This is a genomic window from Methylobacterium sp. R2-1, assembly GCF_014191355.1.
Taxonomy (GTDB): Bacteria; Pseudomonadota; Alphaproteobacteria; order Rhizobiales; family Beijerinckiaceae; genus Methylobacterium.
This window is the reverse complement of record NZ_JACHWM010000027.1, coordinates 20,302-38,175: the sequence shown is the minus strand read 5'-3', so window position 1 is coordinate 38,175 and position 17,874 is coordinate 20,302. Positions and strand designations below refer to the sequence as shown.

15 protein-coding genes are annotated in these 17,874 nt (G+C 58.1%); all 15 read right to left on the bottom strand.

Annotation, left to right across the window (positions count from 1 at the left end; all coding sequences use genetic code 11):
* Positions 1-62: 62 nt before the first annotated feature.
* Entirely contained in the window at positions 63-1,124 is a 1,062-nt protein-coding gene (locus FHU13_RS26245; protein ID WP_183438767.1) for a DUF3445 domain-containing protein, read from the bottom strand.
* Between the two features lie 10 nt (positions 1,125-1,134).
* A complete protein-coding gene (locus FHU13_RS26240) occupies positions 1,135-2,082 on the bottom strand; it encodes a PDR/VanB family oxidoreductase (protein WP_183438766.1) in 948 nt (315 codons plus the stop codon).
* On the bottom strand, positions 2,079-2,660 hold the full coding sequence (locus tag FHU13_RS26235) for a dimethylamine monooxygenase subunit DmmA family protein (RefSeq protein WP_183438765.1): 582 nt from the start codon (positions 2,658-2,660) through the stop codon (positions 2,079-2,081). The genes FHU13_RS26240 and FHU13_RS26235 overlap by 4 nt, the downstream gene beginning before the upstream one ends.
* 26 nt (positions 2,661-2,686) lie before the next feature.
* Positions 2,687-3,820, bottom strand: coding sequence for an aminomethyltransferase family protein (locus tag FHU13_RS26230; RefSeq protein ID WP_183438764.1), 1,134 nt, complete (start codon positions 3,818-3,820; stop codon positions 2,687-2,689).
* A gap of 82 nt (positions 3,821-3,902) precedes the next feature.
* Positions 3,903-5,582: an APC family permease gene (locus tag FHU13_RS26225; RefSeq protein ID WP_183438763.1), complete on the bottom strand. Its 1,680-nt coding sequence runs from the start codon at positions 5,580-5,582 to the stop codon at positions 3,903-3,905.
* 216 nt (positions 5,583-5,798) lie between these two features.
* Positions 5,799-6,644 carry a transporter gene (locus FHU13_RS26220; protein WP_183438762.1) on the bottom strand — a complete coding sequence of 282 codons (846 nt, stop codon included), beginning with the start codon at positions 6,642-6,644 and terminating at the stop codon, positions 5,799-5,801.
* Between the two features lie 133 nt (positions 6,645-6,777).
* Positions 6,778-7,446: an ABC transporter ATP-binding protein gene (locus tag FHU13_RS26215; RefSeq protein WP_183438761.1), complete on the bottom strand. Its 669-nt coding sequence runs from the start codon at positions 7,444-7,446 to the stop codon at positions 6,778-6,780.
* Positions 7,443-8,168: an ABC transporter ATP-binding protein gene (locus FHU13_RS26210; protein WP_183438760.1), complete on the bottom strand. Its 726-nt coding sequence runs from the start codon at positions 8,166-8,168 to the stop codon at positions 7,443-7,445. Before FHU13_RS26210 ends, FHU13_RS26215 begins: the two co-directional genes overlap by 4 nt.
* Positions 8,165-9,229, bottom strand: a complete 1,065-nt coding sequence (locus FHU13_RS26205) for a branched-chain amino acid ABC transporter permease (protein ID WP_312889655.1) — start codon at positions 9,227-9,229, stop codon at positions 8,165-8,167. The genes FHU13_RS26210 and FHU13_RS26205 overlap by 4 nt, the downstream gene beginning before the upstream one ends.
* Complete coding sequence (locus tag FHU13_RS26200; protein WP_183438759.1) at positions 9,226-10,092, bottom strand: branched-chain amino acid ABC transporter permease; 867 nt, start codon at positions 10,090-10,092, stop codon at positions 9,226-9,228. Before FHU13_RS26200 ends, FHU13_RS26205 begins: the two co-directional genes overlap by 4 nt.
* Positions 10,093-10,158: 66 nt before the next feature.
* Positions 10,159-11,403 carry an ABC transporter substrate-binding protein gene (locus FHU13_RS26195; protein WP_183438758.1) on the bottom strand — a complete coding sequence of 415 codons (1,245 nt, stop codon included), beginning with the start codon at positions 11,401-11,403 and terminating at the stop codon, positions 10,159-10,161.
* Between the two features lie 139 nt (positions 11,404-11,542).
* Entirely contained in the window at positions 11,543-13,567 is a 2,025-nt protein-coding gene (locus FHU13_RS26190) for a hydantoinase B/oxoprolinase family protein (protein WP_183438757.1), read from the bottom strand.
* A 58-nt stretch (positions 13,568-13,625) separates the two neighbouring features.
* Positions 13,626-15,779 carry a hydantoinase/oxoprolinase family protein gene (locus FHU13_RS26185; RefSeq protein WP_312889654.1) on the bottom strand — a complete coding sequence of 718 codons (2,154 nt, stop codon included), beginning with the start codon at positions 15,777-15,779 and terminating at the stop codon, positions 13,626-13,628.
* 80 nt (positions 15,780-15,859) lie between these two features.
* Positions 15,860-16,450, bottom strand: a complete 591-nt coding sequence (locus FHU13_RS26180; RefSeq protein ID WP_183438755.1) for an ANTAR domain-containing response regulator — start codon at positions 16,448-16,450, stop codon at positions 15,860-15,862.
* Positions 16,451-16,455: 5 nt separating this feature from the next.
* The gene (locus FHU13_RS26175; protein WP_183438754.1) at positions 16,456-17,634 is read right to left on the bottom strand and encodes a transporter substrate-binding domain-containing protein; all 1,179 of its coding nucleotides are present in this window, start codon (positions 17,632-17,634) and stop codon (positions 16,456-16,458) included.
* Positions 17,635-17,874: the final 240 nt, after the last annotated feature.

Here is a 17,874-nt window from a genome sequence, read left to right as displayed (position 1 = left end):
TTACATTAAGGAGCATACTTCCAAGGAGGCAACTTGAAGGCACAGTCGCTACTGACCGTAATTTATGCTGGTAGTTCGCTCTGATCAGGCTGGCTGCCGAGCGACAAAGTTACCCCGTCGTCCTTGGGAGCAAGGTGGTTCAGGATGGCATCGCGGTAGCGCATCACACCCTTGTATTCGGCTAACTCCTGCGGCAGCGTTCTGACCACCCGATGAAAGCGCTTGCGCCATTTCTCGACACGCTCGATGTCTTGTAGACTGATAAGATAACAGCGGATACCGAACAGTATAGCATTCGAACGAGGCAACCGGAAAAGGGTTTGTAATTCGACACGAAGGTGTACCTTCTGCGCGACATTCTCTGCTGTGACGGTCGTCCGGTCTGGGCCCCAGTCTGGATAATTCTCCGGCGAGGTGTCGAGCCGTGGGTTGATGGTCATCGTCCAGTTCAGGCGTCGGACTGGGCGCCCATATTGCAGACGCAGCAGATATTGCAGCGCACGATCGAAGATACCAATGTTGTGCGCCACTGGCACGGGCCCATGCCACTCGTGGAAGCTCATACCAATATTGAATTCGAGCGACCAGTCAGCCTGCGTGGTGACCATGCCGCCGTCGACGTATAGGTTGTCGTCCCGTTGGTCTTGGAGGGTAAAGTCGCCCTGCGCCTGCCGGGTAATGTACTCGAATGGCTCGCAGGGCAGCGTGGCGCCATCGCCGAAGACGAACTTCTGGTCAATGTTCAAGGGGCGGTTGACCCAGTGCCAGTTTGCACCGTCCCGAGTTAAGCTGAAATGCTCGGGGTAGTCGGCCGCGAGACTCTCCATGATGAGTTCGAGCGTGTCCCACTGCGCCGGCATCATGTGCGGCAGCACTTGGCAGCGCTTGGGATCGTTCTGGAGCACCAGCGCCCGCTCGCGACACTCGGCGACGTAATGCTCGTCCACGTCGAAGGAATGCTCGAAGACCGAGCTCGGCCCGCCCCTCACGTGCGGCTCGATGTTGACCGAGTACATGTAGGAGTCCTCCCCAAAGGGAAACGGAAACCGCAGCACGCCCGCGTCGCTGTTCCGGTATGTGAAATCCCCGCGAAACGTCTCGTCGGTCTTAAATGGGATGCCCATCCGGGTCTCCTCAGTAATCCAGGGTCAGGCGGTCGGTTTTCGCCCGCGACAGACACGTTGCGATGATCTTCCCCTCGGCCCTCTCCTGCTCGGAGAGGACGTGGTCCCGATGCTCGGGTTCGCCGTCGAGCACCGGCAGCAGGCAGACGCCGCAAGCGCCGCCCCGGCACAGGCACGGCGCCTCGATGCCGGCCCCTTCCAGAGCTTCGAGCAGCGTCTGCGACTCCCCAACATGGATCGTCTGATCGGACCGGGCGAGGTGCACGGTGAAAGGCCTTCCGCCGGACGCGCCGGCAAAACTCTCCTGATGGACGGCATTAGCGGGCCAGCCGTAACGCTCGGCCGTCTCGGCGACGGCGCGCATCAGCCCGTCGGGCCCGCAGGTATAGACATGCGTACCGAGCGGCTGGTCGGCGAGCATCAGTTCGATGGATGAGTGTTCCCGCGAGCCGTGCACGTGGACGCGCGGATCGTCGGCGCCGAGCAACCCACGAAACGCTTCGACGTCGCCCTCGGCGCAGAACTGGTGGAGTTCGAAAGCCGTGCCGCGCGCCCGCAGCACAGGCAAGTAGGACAGGAACGGTGTGATGCCGATGCCGCCGCCAATCAGGATGTGCTTGCGGGCGAGCGAGGCGATCGGGAACAGGCTCGCGGGCGCGCTGAGTTCGACCTGGTCTCCTTTGCGCAGGACGTCATGGATGAAGTGCGAGCCGCCCCGCGACTGCTCAACGCGCCGGACGACAATCGCGTAGTGGTCGCGCTCGTCCGGCGAGGTCACGAGGGAATAGGCGTTCTTCCAAACGCGCTCGGGGCCGCGCAGGGTGACCAGCACATGCGCTCCGGGGGCGGCAGTCGGGAATTCACCCGCACCGTCAGGCTCGAACCGGAAACGCTTCAGAGTCGGGCTGATTTGATCGATGCCGGTCACGCGCGCCGACAGGTTGCCTGTGATGATCATAAGTACGCCTGCTCGGCAGAGGGAACGTCTCCAGGCACCTCGGCATCGACCTTCACGCCCATGAAGGCGGACAGGCGGCGCGAGAAGTGGTCGCGCACGAACAAGTGCGCGCCGCAGCCCTCGCAGCGTGCGATCGTCATGGTGACGCCCTCGTTGTAGGTCCGGCAATGGACGCAGTAGACCCTGCGGGCGAGCGAGCCGGCATGTGAGAGTTGCACCTCGCCCTTGCCCATGCCGGCGCGGCGGGCGATGCCGTCGACGTCCCAGAGGAAATCCTCGCGCCCGGTCGCGTAGAGACGCAGACCCATCCGCTCCTGCGCCAGCCGTGGGCCGAGGCAGTCGAGCATCTGCCGCAGCGATCGGAACCGGCGCGGGCCGTCCTCTCCGGGCAGCGGGATGCCCGCGGCCCCTTCCGCGTCGCGCGGGACGACGATCCAGGTCTCGATCGTCGGCGCCTTAGTTTCGAACCCCTCTGGCCGGTGGTCCGGTTCGGCCACGAGCAGGAGATGGCGCTTGCCCGTCGGATCGAGCCGGAGCGGCTCGTATTGCGGGCGGCTCTTGATGCCCTGATCGATCATGCCTCTGTTCCTTCGGCGGGCACGGCTCAGGCCGTGCGTTCCTCGACCGGATGGGTCCGCAGACGCATCGGATCGTAGAAGGGCGTGCGCACGACGTTGGCGACGAGGCGGCCCCCGTCGGTCTCAACCTCGACTTCCGTACCCAGAGCGGCGAGATTCGGCGGGACGTGGGCCAGCCCGATCGATTTCATCAGGTGACGGCTGTAGGTCGTGCTGTTGACCGTGCCGATCTCGCGGCCGCCGTGGAAGATCCTGGCGCCCGGCGCCACCACCTGGTCGGTCAGGATCTCCAGGCCGACCTGTCGGAATCGCTCCTTGCCCTTCTTGGCCTGGAGGGCGGCCTTGCCGCGGAAGTCGGGCTTGTCCAAATCGACCGTCCAGTCGGCTCCGATCTCCCAGGGAGTGGTGTCGGGCTTCGGCATGTCAAAGGGGAAGAACAGGAGCGCCCCCTCGACGCGGACGATGTCGAGGCAGGCCCAGGAGGCGGCGCAGATGCCAAAGGGCTTGCCCGCCTCCATGATCGCGTCCCAGATGGCGACCGCGTCCTTGGCGCCGCAGAACACCTCGTAGCCGCGCTCGGCCGAATAGCCGCCGCGGGCAAGCGACACGTCGAAGCCGAACAGCGTGGTGCGGGCGTGGCGGAAGTATTTCAGACCCGCAAGGTCGAGGGGGGTGTGGGGCTTGAGGATGTCGAGAGCGAGCGGGCCCTGGAGCGAGAGGATGTGGACGTCGTCGTCCTTGGCGATGGTGACGTCGTGCCCCTCCGTGAAGAGCGGCAGCGCCTCCTCCAGATGGCCGCCGCCGTGGGAGAGGCGGAAGGCCTGCGGACCGTCACGGTAAACGAGCACGTCGTCGATCAGCGAGCCCTCGTCGTCAACGATGTTGCTGATTGCCGACTCGCCGGGTTTCAACATCGAGACGTCGCTCGTCAGCATCGCATTGAGCATCGTCTCAGCGTCGGAGCCAGTGACGTCGATGATGCGCAGGCCCGTCACGTCGAACAGCCCGGCCCGCGAGCGGACGATGGTCGTCTCCTCGTAGGGGTCGGTGGAATAGGTCTGCGGGATCGGCATCCCGTTCCATTCCGCGTCGAGCTTCGAGCCCAGCGCGAGGTGGCGGTCGTTCAGTGCAGATTGACGCGGATGGTCCTTGTAGCTCATGGGGCGTTTCCTGTGCTGCCGGTTGTTCTGGCGGGTGCCGCCGGTGCGCGGCGCCCGTCTTGAAGATCAGCGTTGCGGGCGATCAGAGCGTAAAGAACCAGTTGGCGGCGAGCACCACTGCGGCGCCGGCAGCGAGCGTCAGGTAGGGGAGCACCCCAGCCCTGCGCTGCGCCATGCCACGCTCGGTGCCGACGTGGAGATCCTCAAACATCTCGCTCGGGAACTTGCCACTATCCTGGATGTAATGGCGGAAGCAGAAGATCGGGATGATCATCCCCGCCGTGATTAGGCCGGCCCACAGCGCGTAGGGGTTCCAGACCTTCGCGCCTGCCCCGAGAAAGATCAGATTAACGAAGGCGAAGGCGCCGCCGAGCACCAGCACGATCGTCGGAGCCCGATATGAGCGAGGCGCCTGGGGCGAGTCGATGCGGTGAATCCAGGCCGAGTGCAGGTTGAGGAAGTTGAACAGCATGTAGCCGCAGTTCGAAATCGCCAGGATGAAAAAGAAGCCCGTGGCGTCGGCGCAGGCGATGGCGAGAATGACGAGGTTGAAGCCGAGATCGGTCCACATCGCCGCGGTCGGCGCGCCGTGCTCGTTGACGTGGCTGAGGTAGCGCGGCAGCCAGCCGTCGACCGAACCCTGGTAGAGGGTGCGCGAGGAGCCGGCCATGGCGGTCATGATCGAGAGGATTAGCGCCATGATCATCAGCATGACGAGGGCGCTCTCGACGATCGGACCGCCGTCGACCATGCGGGCGAGCGCGGCGGCAACGCCCGAGCCGTCGACGATGGCGGGATCGAGCATCCCTTCGAGACCGAGCGTGCTCTGGAAGGTGAACGGCACCAGCGTGAACAGCGCCAGACATAGCAGGCCGGAAAAGAAGATCGCCTTGAAGGTATCTTTGGCCGGATTGCGGAATTCGCTCGTGTAGCAGATCGCCGTCTCGAAGGCGTAGGTGGACCACGCCGCGATGAAGAGGCCACCAAGCAGGAGCGTCACGCCCGCGCTGTCCCAGGCGCCCAGCTCCGGGGCGTTCGGCGCAGCCAGCGGAACGAGCGGCGAGAAGTTCGCCCAGTTCACGCCGTGGACGAAGAGCGGCACGACGCCGACGATGAACATCGGCACGATGACGAGCAGGCCGATCCACTTCTGCACGTTGACCGTGCCAAGGATGCCGCGATGCTGGACCGCGAACACCGCAAGCATCAGGGCGGCACCAATGAAGAAGGCGGCGTTGAGGGAGAGCGAGACCGGTCCAAGGGTGGTCTGGAACAGCGTCCAGCTGCGGATGGCGGGCGTGAGGGCAGCTACGGCCGCGGCCGTCTTGTCAGCCCCCGACCCCGGTAGGCTGGACCCGCCGGCGGCAAGCCAGTTGGTCACCGCCGGCGATGTCGCCGAGGGCACGGGTGCGAGGGCGTTGAGGATATAGGAGGCCGCGATCGAGCACCCGAGAGAAAGCACTGGTGTCCAAGCGACCCAGTTGCACCACACAGACAGTGGGGCAACGAGCTTGGCGTAACGCACCCAGGCCGCCGCCCCGTAAACAGATGCACCGCCAGACTTATTCGGAAATAGACCGGCAAGCTCAGCGTAAGTGAAGGACTGGATAAAACCCATAAGCATGGATGCAATCCAAACGAAGAACGCTAGCCTGCCGGTATTGCCAGCGATGCCACCGATGGAAAACAGGACCAATGCAGGGACGCCGCTAGCAACCCAGAACGCGCCTGTCCAACTAATAGACCGCTGCAAGCCCTCCATAGTGCTTGGACAAGCATCCACTGTAGCTCGAATGGGTATACCCCGCGCCGGGGCGGCACCGATATCCATAAGCCGCAGTCCTCGCGCACTCGCCGCAGACAGCGGCATCACTTATGAGGCACCGACCGACACGTAAGCCGATCGGCTTTGCTGCGGGTCATGCTTGAACACGCAGCGTTGGACCATTCCTTCGAGGCGAAGGATGATGTGACTGATTTATTTCGTAATCAGAGCGGCAGCTGGTGGCGCGACCCACAGCGGAAAGCTGATATTAGTCCAGACAATAGTGTCCCTGAATCCACGGTTCTCAGAATATATGTCTCGAGTAACTTTCACATTCGCATAAACAGGTCCAAAATCGTACCCGATAAGCCCGCCAACTGCGAACTGTGACTGCTTACCATAGGAGGGAATCGGTCGATCAAGATCAGAGGAAAAGTGAGCAACCGATCCAAACTCAAAGTTACCGAACCTTTTCGTAGCAGTGAGATCAGCAAGCATATAATTGGGCGCTAAATCCGACCGCGTGACGTCCACAGGTGTACCGAACATGAAGTTGCCCGTGAGGTTCCAACCATCGCCGACGTAGGATGCGCCGAACCGGTGTTCGATAGTGCCATACCGTAGAGAAAGCTTGTCACCCTGAGGAATGTACCCGCTAAGGCGATATCCAACATAGAAGTCTTTCGCAACCGTCCAGCTTAACTGAGTCGCCAAATATGTATTGAACAGACTGAACTCGTTCGGACTGCCTTGTACTGACACGTCTGCAACGGTCGGTGCAACAACCGCACCGACGTCAGCACCGAGAAATTTTGCGCCAGTTTGCCAGAAGAAAAAGAATACATTGTAGTTGGAGCGAATACTTAAGTTATTAACATCATGAAAGCCGGAATAAGTTTGATTTAAATAATATAGACCTTCTGGTGCCACGGCCCAAACTGGAATGCCTGACGTAAACCCTGGCGCCGATGTGCCACCGGCCTCAGCTTTCGTGATGATCAGAGATAACGCAAGCGAGGCACCTACTACGACACGTTGACAGATTGCTCCAACTTTCATTGCCTGACTCCGTTTTCAGCCCATGTTCTAGGCGGTTGGGCGCAAGCAATCCCGCTCGCCGCAGCGCAGTTGCGGCGATTGTTTAGTGCTCACGCATTGATGCGAGCGCCAGATTTCCCCAGGCGCTAAAGCTTCAGGCTGCTGTTGGTGGCGTAGCGGCGTGGTCCAAGCGACCCTTCTCCATGTGGAGGATGCGGTCAGCGAGGTCCGTCATGAACTTTAAGTTCTGCTCAACCAGAAGAATTGATAATTGCAACTCGTTTCGCAGTCTGATCAGGGTTTCGACGATCTCATCTCGGATCGACGGCTGGATCCCTTCTGTTGGTTCGTCCAATAAGATGAGGACCGGTCGCGCACAGAGACAACGCGCCAAGGCAAGAATCTGCTGCTCGCCGCCGGACAGTACACCGCCCGCTCGACCCAAAATCGATTGAAGTCTAGGAAACCTCTCGATCATCTCGTCGACGATCCCCAAAGGAGTGCCAGATGCGCGTGCTGCAAATGTCATGTTCTCCCTTACCGTCAAACCAGGAAAGATCTGCCGTCCTTGCGGAACATACCCTAGACGATGGCGGGCACGCACATGCGCTGGTGCTTTCGCAATATCGATGCCATTAAAGGAGATAGACCCGGCCGTAGGGCGTATGGCTCCACTGATTGTTTTGAGCAGTGTGCTTTTTCCCATGCCATTGTGACCAAGGATGCCAAGTATTTCAGCTTCTTTGATGCCAAACGACACGTTATGCAGAACGCGGATCTGGCCGTAGCCTGCGGCTAATTCGTTGACACTCAGAATGGTCATGCCGCCTCCTTGCCAAGATAGACGTCCCGCACACGGGCATCAGACATCACCTCTGCCGCCGGCCCTTCCGCAAGGACTACACCGCGATTGAAGACTGTGACGGTTCGCGCGATGCGCCGGATGAACTCCATGTCATGTTCGACAACGATCACGGAGCAGGTGCGAACGAGGTCTATGATAAGGTCGCCAAGCCGCTCAACTTCACGACCTGTCATGCCAGCCGCAGGTTCGTCGAGTAAGATTAGATCGGGCGCCTGAGACACAACCATAGAAAGTTCTACGAGCTGCCGCTGACCATGAGCAAGACTGCCAACTACTGCTTTGGCAAGATGGCCGATCTGCATGCGCTCGAGAGCTTCATCTGCCCGGCGTCGAGCGAGGTTGGGTGGTAAGATCGCGTTCGTCGCAATACGAACGCTTTCCAGAACACTCAAACCGTCAAACACGCTAGGCGTCTGGGTTTTTACACCGACACCCAGGCGCGCGATGCTGGCTGCATGCAAGCCAGCAATGCTCCGACCCCGCAGGAGCACTTCGCCTGCTGTAGGAAGGAGTTGTCCAGACAGCATCTTGAAGAACGTACTCTTGCCGGCTCCGTTTGGGCCGATAAGGCAGCGAAGCTCGCCTTCACCAATGGACATGCTGACACCGCCAACAGCGGTTACGCCGCCGAAGCGCATGACGAGCCCGCGTGCTTCGAGGAGCGGAGGTGTCGCGCTCATAGGGGCTCATCCACAGCATGAGGTTGGCCAAACTTCTGTATCCTGATGCGCCTCAAGAGCGTCGCTATGAGGCGTTCCCCAGCGGCAACGACCGTAGGGAGCAGCCCCTGACGCAGAGTGACAACGCAGACAGTCAGAACTGCACCCATAACAAGGTTAGGATCCGTCCAGCCGGATGCGACGCCATTAAGAGATCCGAGCCAGGTTGAGAGTGCCAGCATTGCGAAGCAGCCAAGGACAGGGCCCGCCAGCGTGCCTAAGCCGCCTACGATTACCCAGATGATGACCTGCCCATTGGTTTGCAGATTGAACATGGTCGGGCTTACGAAAACCGAGTTCGCAAAAACCACTCCTCCGAGACCAGCGATTGCACCGCCGATTACGAAGACACCCAACTTGTACAGCCGAGTATCGTAGCCGAGCAGTTCTGCGCGAACTGGGTTTTCGCGGATTGCAACCACTGCCCGGCCGAACCTTGTCGCGATAACAAACCGGCAAAGCAGATAGCAAAACGCTAGCGCCATAACTGAGAGGATGTAGATATTTTCCGGTGACAATGGCTGATCCGGATGGCCGATCGGGGTCAAGATCGGCGTTGACGGAATTCCGTTGAAACCGCCGAGAGGAGCAGCGCCGATTGTCCACTCCTCCCCAGCCGTCTGATTGAAGAAACGAAACAGTATAAGCGACACAGTTAGAGTTATTACGCCAAGATAGACGTCAGAAAGTCGTCCCCAGAACATGAAATAGCCAAGGATAGCGGCGAAGGCTGCCGAAGCGGCCACAGCCAGGAAGAGCGCCACCGCCGTATCGCCGAGGTTTATGCCGGCGATAGCATAGACATATCCTGCGAGCCCGAAAAACGACGCCTGCCCGAATGACAAAATGCCCCCGAACCCCCAAATCAAAGCTAGAGACAGTGCCAGTATTGCATAGCCCGCATAAATCGATCCGTTGATCATGACGGCGATATCTCCGTCACGCGGGACGACGACAAGGGCGTAGTATGCAGCCGCTGCAACAGCGACGTAGCCAAGGGCGGAACGCAGCGAACCAGTCACAGTGCTCTCCGGAAATATCGGCCCGTAATGCCCTGAGGCAGCAAGCGTAGCAGCACGACCGCGCAGGCGAGCAACGCTACCTCACCCAGCACAGGAGTCATCAGGAAAGAGAACATCGAGTTTACCGCGCCAAGCAAACCCGCAGCGCTAAGAGTTCCAGCAAGAATAGAGGTTCCGCCGGAAATAACAGTTATAAATGCTTTGGCGATGTACGTTGCACCAATTGACGGAACAACGCCAGTAATAGGGGCGATCAATGCGCCTGCCAGCCCACTAATAGCCGCACCAAGGACAAAAGTCGTTGCATAGACTTTGGCCGGATCCACGCCCAGAGCGGCTGCCATTTCCCGGTTCTGCATCGCCGCACGTGCGATCAGACCCAGTTGCGTCCGGGCCAAAACAAGCCAGCCCGCCAAAAACAGTATGGCTGTGACTCCGCCGACAAACAGCTCGTAACAGCCGATCGCATAGGCGCCGATTTCGACACTGCCGAGCGGCGGCGAAATTCCCGCAACCGTATTACCAAACGCAATCGTTATCAGCCCGACAAGCGCCAAGCTTACCCCCCAGGTCGCTAGCATCGTGTCGATCATGCGGCCGTACAGGCGGCGGATGACGAGCCGCTCGACGACCGCGCCAATCAAGCCGACAACAATAGGAGCAACTAAAAAGATCGCGACCCAAAGGTTGAGCCCTGCCTGATGTGAAACAAGCGCAGTGTATCCGCCGACCATCAGGAATTCACCGTGCGCCATATTGATAATACGCATCATCCCGAAGATAACGGCGAGTCCTGCGCTGATCATGGCCAGATTTGCGACCGTGGCTATCACCTGAAGCAGCACGATAAGGGCATAGTCCATCCCAACACCTCAGTTTTATGGTCATCACCCGGCAACGGTTGCGCCAAAAACGTCCAGCCAGTTTCGCTAGACTTTGACGTCGATGACGAACTGCTTAGTTTCGTTGGGGTTCTTCTGGAGGTCGCAAACGGCAGCAGTGTCCGCTGGCCTCTGCTGCTGGTGACTTTCGAGCACGTGGTAGGCGCCGCCACGCACTTCAGCGATGTAAACATCTAGGACGTCGTGATGAGTCGCAGCGTCAATGGTGGTTTTGCCCGCTGGTCCTGTCAGAGAAAGCCCGTTCTCAAGCGTAGCAATCACTTTGGATGACTCAATAGATCCGGCCTCTTTTACAGCGTTTGCCCATAGGTTAACAGCATGATAGGTCATCGCTGCCCCCTCCGTGACAGCGTCAGCCTTCTCTCCAAACCGAGACTTATATCTCTTAATAAAATCAATGTTCTCTGGTGTCTTGATGCCATCTAAATAGGCGTATGACACAATAATACCGTTGTGTTCGTCTGGAGTTGTCAGAGATTGCTCGTTTCCAATGCCGAAAGTAGTCGATGCCATCGGGATTTTATCTTTCATCCCTGATGCGACCCACTGGCGATAAAACGAATTGTGTGCAGCACCGACAAGAACCGACATGATAAGGTCTGGTTTGGTAGATTGTATTTTGCGGATTGTTGGTCCGAAATCATTGACATCAAGTGGGAAGAAGTCCGCTTGCGCTACGTCGCCACCGTTTTCAGAGGCGAACTTCTTGATCCATTTGGCCGTGATCTGCCCGTAGTTGTAGTCGGCAGCCAGCACATAGATCTTTTTCGCGTTAAAACGCTTCATCGCGAAGGGGACGAACTTCTGCAGCGTCTGAGCCGGCGTTGATCCCATGCAAAAAACGTTGCGGTCGCACACGCCACCTTCGTAAAGCAAACTGTAGAAGTAGGGGACGTGGTAGCGCCTGAGTGCTGGTCGCATGGCCTCACGTGACGCGGAGATAATTCCTCCAAAAACTACGGCTGCCTTCTGACGGGTTGCCGCCTCCGTCGCATACTGGGTGTAGAGCTGCATGTTGGACTGAGGATCGTAGTTCTTAAGGGCAATTTGCCGTCCTAAGACTCCACCCTTCGCATTCAACTCCTCCACCGCGAGCGTCAGGCAGTTGATCATCGGCCGACCGTAGATATCGATGCCTCCTGAAGCATCGTGAATGCCCGCCACCTGGATGATGTCGGCGGCAGCTGCACTGCGTAGGTACGCTGGTGCAGCTCCAAACGCTGCTCCGGCAGCGGCGGCCCTCAGAACGGATCGACGGTTGAATGTGGTCATGTTCGTCTTCCGGTGCACCTGACAATCGAAGAGCGGCGTATTGACTTGAGGCGCTGGAGCGCGTGCTGGGTGTTTCCTGATATTGGGGCGGCAAGCAGCCAGAGTGGTGATTGCTCCGGCCGCTTGCCTATGGGCACCTTTAGGCGATCTTAAGTGTCACGTTAGCGCTAGAGCCTGCCTGGATACGCTTGCTCCAGTAAGGCGTGGAGCGGCGCTTCAGCATGGCGCGGAACTGTTCGGTCGTCTTTTCGAGCAGCTCGCCGCTACCCCAATTCACAATCACGCCGTATTGTCGAATGAGATCCATCATTGTGAGCTCACCCGTCTTGTATTTGGCGGCGATCGCCTTCGGGTCCTCGTCAAGCCACTTGGCGCGATTGGCCCGAATGAAGGACCGCTTCGCTAGGGTTGCCTCGCGGTCAACTGCATACTGAGCGAGATCGGCATCGATAGTTTTTACGATGACGCCGTAGTCGATAGCGGCGCGGTGGAGTGAGACGTAGCCGTCCGCGACATCCTCGCAGACCATGTCAGGATCCCGCTCGAGAGGATCACCGAGACCACCGCCGCCGGCAGAGGGACGACTGACGAGGTCGCCTGCCTCCAAGGGCTCATTCGAGAACATAGAGCCAAGATAGCGCTCGTTCTCCATGCCCTCGTTCACCCAGACACCGTGAGGGATCGAAGGCAAACCGCCCCACAGGCCCCAGGTGATCGACCGCTCGCGGTCGCAGCAGTAGGACACGACGGTCCTGTCGACCTGAGTGAGGATGACACCCTTGTCGACACCCATGCCGCCTCGCGACTCGCCAGGACCTCCCGAGTCGACCCGAAGCTCATGGGCGGTAGTGAGGACGGGGGCTAGCCGCTCTTGTCCCTCAAACGGCTGAGTCCCAAGTTGTACGCCGAACACCGGACCAGTCGCCGCCCATCCGTCGCGACCGTTACGGGCTCCCCAACCGCCAACCATCCAGTCGTACCACATAAAGTACTTCTGGCTATCAGAGCCGCCCCGCTTATCTAAGCCGCCAATCAGTAGGTAGTCGAGATTGAAGGTACATGCCATGGCTCGCTCTGGCAAAACTTCAGCCCAGAGCTCAAAGATAGAGTTCATAATCTTTTCGAAAGGTCCCGAGCAGAAACCTGCGACTGGTGTCGGCCAGGATGCGTTGACCACGGAGCCTTCAGGACCAAGGTCGACGGTTACTACCCGGTAGAAACCAGAGTTCAACGGGATCTCGGGGAACTGCATCTTGGTGCCCGCGACGATGGCCGCGAACGAACCCCCATAGCAGGCGTTGAGGAAGCATCGAATGCTCGTGGGGTGCGATTTCGACAGGTCGTAATGGACCGTGTCACCCTTGATCGTCATGCGCACCCGGATCGGGATGAGCCCCTCACCGACGCCCGGATCGAGGTCGATGTAGTCTTCCGTCTCCCAGACTCCGTCCGGCAGCGCGGCAACTCGCTGGCGGGTGAGCGTCTCAACGTAATCCTGCACCGCTGTGAAAGAGGTTTTAATGACGTCCAGACCATACTTTTCAACAAGACGGCAGATTTCCTGCTCGGCAACCTTCGTGGCTTCTGCTTGAGCCTCCATGTCACCGATGATGTCAGCAGGTGCTCGAGTATTGGAAGCAATAAGATTGCACACGTCTTTAAGTTGCTGACCCTTGCTCCACACGCGAACCGGCGTGATGCGAAGGCCCTCTGCCATATGGTCTAGTGCGTTGACGTTGAAGGAACCGGGTGTAGCACCGCCAACGTCGGCCCAGTGTCCGTTAGCTTGGGAAAAGCCAAGCAGCTCGTCCTTGTAGAACATTGGACGCACAATGCGGGTATCGTTGAAGTGAGTTCCTCCCTGGTAAACGTCGTTCACCACAAACACGTCGCCAGGGTGAATGTCGCCTTTGAACGCCTTGATGACGGCCTTTGCAGTGTAGTGAAGGGTTCCGACATGGGCTGCGATGTCGCCGGATCCCTGCATGATGGTGTCTCCGTTGACGTCGCAAAGCGCCGAGGAGAAGTCGCGTGACCAGATCACGAATGAGTAGCAGGTGCGGAAGATCTGTTCCGCCATCTGATCGACGATGTTAACGTAAGCGTTTTTTAGGACTTCGAATGTGACTGGATCGAGTCCGTGATCTGTTTCGGCAGATGACATTGTGAGTGTTCCTTTTGTAGGTTTCACCGCGATATGAGGCTGGATGAGCCGACTGTGCTCAGGCCTGCGGGATACGCATCACGAGCGTGAGGGAGCGATCGACTTCCGCGGTTACGCCAGGCGGTACAATGACGGTGGAGTCGAGTTGATCGATCATGGCAGGACCGGTGACCGCCATGCCAGACTGAAGCTCAGCACGATCGTAAACCGGCGCGTCGATAGCTTCCGGCAACTCGTCAAAGCGAACGCGGCGGGTGCCCACCGGCTTAGCCTCGGCGTCGACTGGATCGAAATCTGCGAATTTGGCTTTGGATGTAACGCCGGTCGCTATGACGCTAACCCGATAGATTTCGACTGGCGCACCGGGCCGCGAGTAGTTGTGCTCACGGCCATGCTCCTCATGGAAGTAGGCAATAGACTCAGCTAGAGACTGGACGGGCGAGGAGATGTTGATTGACAGGGCTCGCCATTGACCATGATAGCGCATATCTATCTTGCGCTGAAATACCATGTTTTCAGGTGCAACTCCTTCAGTCACGAGCCGCTCGCGGCCCTCAACTTCGAGTTCTTTGAACGTGTGTTCCAAGTCCTGAATATTTACGTCGTCTGCCTTGGCAAGATACATACGCGAGATGTCGTGTTGGATGTCGACCAGCAGGCAGCCCAGTGCTGAAGTCACACCGGGATTTGGCGGGATGAGCACGACCGGGATCGACAGATCCTTAGCGAGAGCGGCGCCGTGCAGCGGACCAGCACCGCCGAAAGCCACCAAAGCGAAGTCGCGGGGATCATAGCCGCGCCGGATGGACAGCAAGCGAACGGCGTCGGCCATGTTGGCATTCGCGACCTTCAGGATAGCGATGGCCGCATCCTCAACGGACATGCCAAGCTTGTCGGCAACGCCGGTTTTGACCGCCTTTGTCGCAAGCGCCTTGTCGAGCCCGACCTTGCCGCCAGCCAGCCGATCAGAAAGCCGCCCGAGAACGACGTTTGCATCACAGTTTGTTGGGCTTTCACCCCCGCGGCCGTAGCAGGCTGGTCCCGGCGTAGATCCGGCCGACTGCGGCCCATTGCGCAGCGAGTTAGCTGCATCAAGCCAGGCGAGTGAGCCTCCGCCAGCGCCAATGGTCAGCACCTCGATGCTCGGGAAGCAGATCGGGTAGCCATACTCAACGAACCACTCCTTGGTCACGTTGATCTCGCCGTTGTCACAGAGCGACACGTCGGTCGAAGTGCCACCCATGTCGAGACCGATGGAATTTTTGAACCCGGCCTGCTCGGCAACGAAACGGCTTGCAATGGCGCCGGCGGCGATGCCGGAGGCGGATAGCCGAGCCGCATAGCGCTCGGACATTTTGGCAGTCATGACACCGCCGCCGGAATGCAGCAGGAGGACATCCTCTTTGTATCCACCGGCCTTCATCCGGCTCTCGAGGCGGCTGGCGTAGTTGCCTACCACGGGTGCGAGAACGGCATTGGCGACGGTGGTCGAGAACCGCTCATGCTCGAAGATTTCAGGCATGATATCGCTTGAGGTCGAGATCACCGCCTCAGGCAGCTCGGCAGCAAGGATGTCGCGCATCCGTTGTTCGTTCGCTGGGTTGATGAAGGCGTTGGCAAAGCAGACTGCGATGGTTTTCACACCACGCTTTTTGATGATGCGCGCGAGCTCTAGGGCTTCGGCTTCATCAAGCGGAGTGACAATCTTGCCTGAGTAGTCGGTCCGCTCAGTAACTACCAGTCGATCACGGCGGCGGATATAAGGCTTTGCCATCTCCTTGTAGGTATCCCACAAGTCGTCCCGGTTACCTCGGCGGATCTCGATTGTGTCCCGGAAGCCTTTCGTTGTGACCATTACTGCCGGCGGGAACCGCCGCGTAATTAGAGCGTTCGTGGCGAGGGTTGTTCCATGCTTGAAAAGAAGCAAATCGTTGAGATTGACACCGCCTGCTTCGATCCCCGCGAGGACGCCGTCGATCGGATCAGGGGTAGTTGGAACTTTCGCGACATGCATGCGACCAGTGGCTTCGCTCAACACACAGATGTCTGTGAACGTACCACCGACATCGCAGGCGACTCGCACCCGGCGATCTTCAACCGCACTGCCCTGTGACATCTCTACTTCCCTTTGTTCAGAAACCGCATCGCGCCAAACGAGGCGGCCAGAAAACAAAAAGCCGCCACCAGCAATTACGCTGGTGACGGCTCTCACAGCCAAGCCCAGGAGCGACGACCTTCGGCGCTGCTAGACAAATATGTTACGACCTTAAACGCAGTATTTCCTACTACGATTTAGAGACCGTTTAACTCGTCCGCTCCGATGATCGAAGAACAGACAACGTCTATAGATACACGCGCCGACATTGCGCGCATTCGAATGGAGTCGTATGCTTGTTGCTCAGAAACACCCTTCCGAGAGATAAGTATAGCTTTCGCTTTTTCTAATCTCCTAAGGCCATCTAACTTATCTTCCAGCTTCCTAACTCTGTCAAGCAAGTTTTTTTCTCTTGCTGTGATTGTTCGAGCTAGAACGAGACTGGTCAACAGACCAAATGCTCGGATGGGCTTGGTGACGATAGATGCAACGCCAGCGCGCACTACCGCCTCCATGACCTTTGGACTTTCAAATTCGACCATGGCGATCAGCGTTGCCTGACAGTCACGTTCAGCCAGCGCTTTCAGCAGACTCTGCGTACAACCATCCTCACGAAAGAGCATGAATATGACATCGGCATCTTCCTTTATGCTTTCCCTCGGCGGCCATATCGCCTCTACTTCGCACCCGATGCGCCGGATATGGGCGATGAGTTCGTCTCGCTCTCGATCTTTAGGGTGGTAAACCACTACCCGATTGGATCTGATCTCGCGAATCGCCTTCAACATCGGAGTTACAAACCCGATGCAAGCAGAAGGTTGTTGGGTGGTAAGGTGTTGGTCCAATCCTCCAACGTGTGATTGACGAGATATGGATCTGGTTTCACCGACGAGGAAGCCTCAGCGATGATACGGAACTGCCCGTCACTTCCGACCCGGCCTATCCGAGGCCAGAGATAGAGATGGCTGTTCTCCGGATCGAGCCGCACCTCTCCCTGAGGAGCTTTATAGCTCGCGTGCGCCAGTTCTGACCGGATTGCTTCAGTAGCAGCAGAGCCTGCACGCTCTATGGCACTGAGAGTAAGATGGGTGACAGCATAAGCGGTTTCCGCCATAGCGTTCAGCCGCTCGTGCAGTCCGAAACGAGCTTGATAAGCACGAACAAACCGCCGGTTTTCGGGCGTATCTACTGACTGGAAATATGTCGCCGCCGTAAGGTGCCCGTCCGCTATTTGGGGCGGCATCGAAGCAACTTCGGCTTCTGTTATGGTCAGGCTGGCAAAGGTGATATGATCTGTAAGACCTGCTTCTGCACAAAGCTCATAAAAAATAGCAGCCGCCTCTCCGACGACAGTGCAGAACACTACATCGGGCTTTTTTTGCTTAATATCTTGGACAATCTGATCGATTTCTCGTCGCGAGGCAACAAGAGGAATGTATCGCTCGGCGAGAGTGTAACCTCGTCCTTCTGCGATGAGGGTAAGGAGCACACGATTAGACTCGATAGGAAAGGTGTAGCGGGTTCCGACGAGATAAAAGCGCTTATCCGGCTCCTTCATCAAATATCTAGCAAGCATAAGGATGTGCTGGTTCGGAACAGCTCCACCGTATATTACATTTGCAGAGTATTCAAATCCTTCATAACAGGCCGCATAACTTAGCAGCGCTCCGCGTCGTTCAACAACCGGAACCACTGCTTGACGTGCATTTGTCATGTAGCAGCCGATTAGGAGATCTGCACCCTCATCGTCCAACATTTTTTCGGCAATAGCAGAAAACCGCAAAGGATCGGAAGCAGCGTCACTTGTCGATAAAATAACTTCTCTTCCAGCTACTCCGCCAGCAGCGTTAATTTCTTCGATAGCCAGACGGGTAGCGTTCAACTGTGTGCGTTCAAGATACGCTGTCGGTCCGCTTTGCGAGTACAAAGCGCCAACAAGCAGAGGTCTTGTTCGGTCCGCTAACAACGACATGGATCGCCAAAAAAAAGGGACTTCCTCCCAGAACCTTTCGTCCCGGAAGGAAGCCCCATTGCTTCCGTGTTCGAAGCTCCACCAACGTTGAACGGACGTCAAGTTTATCTGATGCTGTAATTTGAGACATCAGAGCGGCTTTTTGCTCAGTCAATGAGCATCATGAGAAATCGGCAGCGCGAAAAAATATCGAGGCAGAGGTCATCCGGCACCACGAGGAACTCGTTTCGTCGTCAGAGA